The organism is Microcystis sp. M53603_WE2 (assembly GCF_030065435.1).
Genome location: NZ_JASJFF010000344.1, coordinates 1 through 6,139, shown reverse-complemented (window position 1 = coordinate 6,139; position 6,139 = coordinate 1). Strand labels below are relative to the sequence as shown.

4 protein-coding genes are annotated in these 6,139 nt (G+C 38.8%); all 4 read right to left on the bottom strand.

Features of this window, described 5'->3' with window-relative positions; all coding sequences use genetic code 11:
• Window positions 1–1,528: ABC transporter ATP-binding protein (locus PX481_RS07450; protein WP_288094192.1), on the bottom strand; the 1,528-nt coding region annotated here is incomplete at its 3' end.
• A 244-nt stretch (window positions 1,529–1,772) separates the two neighbouring features.
• Entirely contained in the window at window positions 1,773–2,456 is a 684-nt protein-coding gene (locus PX481_RS07445; protein WP_002762213.1) for a hypothetical protein, read from the bottom strand.
• Window positions 2,457–2,459: 3 nt separating this feature from the next.
• Window positions 2,460–3,635: an AAA family ATPase gene (locus PX481_RS07440; protein ID WP_002762211.1), complete on the bottom strand. Its 1,176-nt coding sequence runs from the start codon at window positions 3,633–3,635 to the stop codon at window positions 2,460–2,462.
• A gap of 55 nt (window positions 3,636–3,690) precedes the next feature.
• On the bottom strand, window positions 3,691–5,502 hold the full coding sequence (gene lepA / locus PX481_RS07435) for a translation elongation factor 4 (RefSeq protein WP_002762209.1): 1,812 nt from the start codon (window positions 5,500–5,502) through the stop codon (window positions 3,691–3,693).
• Between the last annotated feature and the right edge of the window lie 637 nt (window positions 5,503–6,139).

Genomic DNA, 6,139 nt, shown 5'->3' with positions numbered 1-6,139 from the left:
TTCCTAAACGCTGTCTTTGTCCCCCCGAAAGACGCACGCCCCTTTCCCCTACAATAGTGGAATAACCATTAGGTAATTCCTGAATAAATTCATCGACACGGGCAATTTTACAGGCTTCTTCTACCTTCTCGAAGCTAATATTAGGATTACCGTAGGTGAGATTTTCTAACACCGTACCATTAAACACATCTACTTCTTGATGGACAATCGCTAACCGTCGCCGATACCAAGTCACATCCAAGCGACTAATATCCTCGCCATCTATCATAATTTGCCCTTGATTCGGTTCAAAATAGCGGAAAAGTAACTTAACTAAAGTGGATTTTCCTGAACCAGATTTTCCCACTAATGCCACGGTTTGATAGGGTTCAATCAGAAGATTAATATCCTTGAGAATCCTTCTTTCAGGACTATAGCCAAAGCTAAGATTACTTAATTCTACTTTCCCCGTAAAATGATAGGGATTGTGTTGGGCATGATCGGCTAAAAGACTACCGGAATCAGTACCACTAGGCAAGTTGATAAATTCGTTTAGACGTGCCATAGAAGCATAGCGACGAGCGAAAGTTTCTGCCATTTGAGATAGGGGATCTAATTCCGCATAGGCCATACTAGCGAGGGTATAGGTGGTGATAAAATGCCCGATCGAGATTTTCTGTTGAACGGTAGCTAGGAGAGTAAAGAAAAATACTCCAAATAAACTAGCTTGGACGAGGGTTTTTTCCCAAGTTGTTAAGTCCACATAACCCTTATGAATGCGATAGATAACGTAGGTAAATTCTCTCTCTAAACGCTGTTTTTGACGATATAATTCCTGTCCTTCTGTGGCGAAAGCTTTGACGGTTTTGATATTAGTAATAATCTCAGAATTACGACTTTGGGTATTTTCGATATGCTGATCAAGAATTCTTTCTTTTTGCATTAAATCTTTTAAATCTCTGACAATAAAAGCCACAATTAATACAAAAGAAATGACAAAAGCGAGGGCGATTTGCCATTGAATTACCCAAATAACAATAAAGATACCGAAAACTCTAAACAGTTTTGGGATCATCATTCCCGCCACTTCGGGATAAGTCCAAGTATGATTTTCTATCCCTTTGGCGATCCGGTTAGCGATGCGTCCTGGATTATTTTCATCGTAAAAAGATAGGGGTAAGGTGAGAATTTTGGCAATAATTTTTTTGAGATGATCTCGTCTCGCTCTTAAGGATATTTCCCAGTGAAACCATACACCCACCCAAGGCTGAATTGGTGCTTTAATTACCGTGGTTAGGAAAATTAAGCCTAATAATACTGCCAAACTAACCCACTTTTCTGAGGCAAAGGGAGTTAAAATCATGGTGCGATCGACCAAAGATTGCACGAATCCATCTAAAGGTTGATCGGAAAGAACATTAAGAATCTGTCCGACAGCGTAGGGAACCATCAGATCGATAATTTCAAAGACGCTGGATGCAGCAATGCTCAAAAAGGCGGCTTTTTGATAATTGCGATAGTAACTGAGAATATCCCGTAAGGAAGCCATAACATCAAGTAAATTGCCAATTTTTAACTTCTATCTGATAACTGCTAACTGAAGAGACTGAAGGCACTTTTATGATTGTTTTTCTGGAGTTACCATTATACTACAATACTACAAAAATCTGCCGACCTAGAAATTTATAGGACAAAAGCCTTGTCATAGTCTTGTATTCTCAATCAGCTATTAGTCAGGAGACGATGCCAGATCAGCTTATATTTCATCCTTGGCAGAAGCACCACAGATCAATTTATCTAAAATTTTGACGAATATTATCACAAAAATTAATAAATTTCTGAAAGGTTTTTAAGTGTTCGGTTTTATCGATACGCTTTTTTAATTGATTAAGATAGTATTGTTCTTGAGCTACCCCAGGGAATTTTTTAGAATAAGACAACTTTTTAGCTTCAAAAATAGACTTTAGATAAGCAAAATGAAAATCGGCATGATTTCTGCAATTAAATCTACCCATTAGTTCGGGATCATTTTCGTAAACATCATAGTGTTGAACATAATCAGCTAAAAGTCCCTGTAAAGGTTGTTTAGAATTAAATATTGTGCGATTGCCTAGTAGCCATGTTTCAATACATCGATTTTGAATGATTATCACGATTTCAAGTTGTGCGGGGATAGTAATATGTTTGGTGATAAAGTCATTAACATATTGTTCTCTTTCTTCGACAGTATCCTCATCAGCATCGAGACAGATGACTAGATAGTTATATTTGGATACTTCTTGAATTTTATCGATGGCGTTAGGAATTCCCTCATCAAGTATCGAGGGGTAGCCATTACCACTAATCAGAACGTAATTGTTGTGATTGACTTGATCGTAAAAATCAACTCGCTTAAATTCGGGAATAAGATAAGTTAACCAGGCAGTATAAAGCTTTTTTTCGGTACTTCTTCCTTCAACTAAAAAATAAATATTCATCGATTAACTAATTCCTTGAGGAAATTCTTCTAGGACATTGATAAGATCAATAAAGGCTTTTTGTCGAGTTTTAGAAATATGAAAATCAGCCGCATTGTGTACCTGAATTACTCCTCCTTTACGAGTGACTATTTTCCAATAGGCAGGACTGATATTATTAATTATATAGGGATGATGACTGGTAATAATAAACTGTAAATCTCGATAATTAACTAATAAATCTTCTGTTAAAGTGTCCAAACAGTTAACCCCCAAACTATTTTCAAATTCATCGATTAATATAACGCTGCCATCAGGAGATAATTTGATCGTTGCTAAGAACATCAGGCTTTTTATCATTCCAGAGGAGATATTTGGTTCTACAATCCAGACATGAGAGTTTTTTTCTTTTATTTGTATGCGAGGTAAGTCTTCAAGTAAAAAAATTGGAGTTAATGAAACAAGCATACCAATATCACCTAGTTTGAATGGTTCTAAAAATTCTATTTTTAAATCTTCAACTTGAGGGAAAATATCTAAAAACTTTCTCTTTATTATCTCGAACGTATCGGGATATTTTTTATAAGTGATCAGTAGTTTGTCGGAAATAGGAAGTTGACTCGATTGTAATTCAGAGAGAGAGGTATATTCGTAGTCTCTAAGGATTTTATCCAATGTTGAAGATGAGATATTAAACTTAAGTGGATTGAAAACCATTTTGTTAAATTCCTGTCGAACAGGGAAAACATCTTCTTCTTGATTGAAAAGCTCTATACAGCTTAAATAAGACGCTAGTTTTGGTGTCTTTGAATGTTTAAACTCAATTACCTCTTGATTTCTTGCGATCAAAACCTCTTGATCTTTTAAAAGAGTTTCCCTAATTATACTAACCTTATTTTCGCCGTCATTACTATTGACTTCATCTTCTTCAATCTTGATGAGAGAACGAGCTTTTCTAACCTCAAATTCACCCAACCAATGATAACGAACATGATCATTGGTTAAAAATTCTACATCCCATTTTACTCCATTTATAGACTCACCGTTAGCGATTCTTTTTAAATTACTAATAGCCTTTAAAATCGAGGTTTTTCCTGCACCTGAGATACCAACTAATAAATTCAAATCTGGAAAAAATTTGCAAGAATCTATACTTAATCCAGAGGATAAATCTTGATAGGATAATCTCAAAAGTTTCATAATAATTCCCCACTGCTAAAACTAAAAAGGGTGAGTTAATTCTCACCCCAAGATTTTACTGAGGATCGAGTTTTAGGACTGCCATAAATGCTTCCTGGGGGACATCAACAGTTCCGATCGCTTTCATCCGTTTCTTCCCTTTTGCTTGCTTGTCTAACAGCTTTTTCTTGCGGCTAATATCACCACCATAACACTTAGCTAAGACATCCTTTCTTAAAGCAGGAATATGTTCACTAGCGATAATTTTAGAACCAATAGCGGCCTGAATGGGAACCTTAAATTGATGCCGGGGAATCAATTCTTTTAACTTTTCGGTTAACGCACGACCAACATAATAAGCTTTATCCCGGTGAACGATCATCGCTAAAGCATCAACGGGATCACCATTGACCATAATATCTAATTTAACTAGCTCATTTTCCCGATAGCCAATTAATTGATATTCCATACTAGCGTAACCGCGCGATCGAGATTTTAATTGATCAAAAAAGTCCGTTACCACTTCTGCTAAAGGTAACTCATAAATCAAAGCGGTGCGAGTTTTAGTAAAATAACGCATATCCTTGAAAACTCCCCGACGACTTTGACATAATTCCATCAAAGCACCTACATAGGTTTCCGGAGTAATCATTTCCACTTGGATATAAGGTTCCTCAATTTTTTCCCGTTTTTGTGGGGAAGGTAACAAACTGGGATTATCCACTTCGACAATTTCCCCATCGGTGGTAGTGACCTGATAAACTACCGAGGGAGCAGTGGTAATTAAATCTAAGTTATATTCCCTTTCTAGTCTTTCCTGGACGATTTCCATGTGTAGCAGTCCCAAGAAACCGCAACGGAAACCAAAACCCATGGCGCTAGAAGTTTCCGGTTCGTAGGATAGAGCTGCATCGTTTAATTTTAACTTTTCCAGCGCATCTTTGAGATCGGCATACTGATCGGCATCGGTGGGGAATAATCCGCAGAAAACCATCGGTTTTGCCTCCGTATAACCGGGTAAAGGCTCTTGTGCTGGTTTAGCGGTTAGAGTAATCGTATCACCCACCCGGGCATCAGCAACAGTTTTAATTGCGGCTGCCAGATAACCCACTTCTCCCGCGTGAAGTTCATTTACCTGTACCTGTTGCGGTGATAAAATTCCCAATTCATCGATCACAAATTCTTTACCGGAAGCCATAAAACGAATTTTATCGCCCTTTTTCACCCGACCATCCATGACGCGGAAATAGACAATTACCCCTCGATAAGCGTCGTAATAACTATCAAAAATTAAAGCTCGGAAGGGTTCTTCGAGGGTATCTTGGGGAGGGGGAACTAATTGGACGATCGACTCTAGAATATCATTAATACCGATCCCAGCCTTAGCCGAGGCCCGAATCGCCTCACTACAGTCTAAACCCACCACTTCCTCGATTTCCGCCGCGACCCGTTCCGGTTCGGCACTGGGTAGGTCGATTTTATTTAAAACTGGGATAATTTCGAGGTTATTTTCCAGTGCTAGGTAAACATTGGCTAAAGTTTGCGCCTCTACTCCTTGGGACGCATCCACAACTAATAAAGCTCCCTCGCACGCCGCTAAAGACCGAGAAACCTCGTAGGAAAAATCCACATGGCCGGGGGTATCAATCAGATTAAGAACGTATTTTTGACCATCCTTAGCGGTATAATCCATGCGTGCCGCCTGTAACTTGATGGTGATACCTCGTTCCCGTTCCAAGTCCATATTATCGAGAAATTGTTCTTTCATCTCCCGTTGGGCTACGGTTCCCGTAATTTGCAGGAGGCGATCGGCGAGAGTTGATTTACCATGATCGATATGAGCGATGATGGAAAAATTGCGAATGCGAGAAACGGGAACGTCAGTCATCGTGGTTCACTGTTGGCAAAAGTCAGGGGTTTATAAAATTTTAGATTCCTTAATTCATTGTAGAGGTAAAGTCTCTAAGGCTGGAGCAAAAGCGAAAAGTAAAAGGTAAAAAAAGCTAAACTGCAAGTATAGTCAGGGTTTTGACCTTAGCTTCCCCTCTCGGCATCCACAGGAAACTATGGTAGGCTTGATTATGCTGACAAAATCAGGCAAAGGGCAATGGCTAAGGAAAGGCTCTATGATTTGTTCAAATCGGATTACTATAGATAGGGCTGGCTGAATAAATCTAAAAACCTTGTTGGATAAGGCTTTTAGACTTTTTTCCCTCAAAAAGTGCCTATGGAGTGATCGGCGGCAAAATCCCTGGACTTTTTCCCTGAAAATTAGGTAACTGACTACTTCAAAATCGGTAAAACCCCACACCCTACACCCTACACCCTACACCCTGCCACCACGAAAAACTTTTTTCAGCAGCTCCTAGATAAACTCTTGGATAAGAATCCTCGACTGACGGGTAGAATGATAGATAGCAATCATTAATAGAGCTTATGAACGACAATGCTACACCGACTCAGCGCACGGCGGAGAAAGTTGAAATCGCTATTCACCTTGACTCGGAAGTTTTAGAACAGATTAA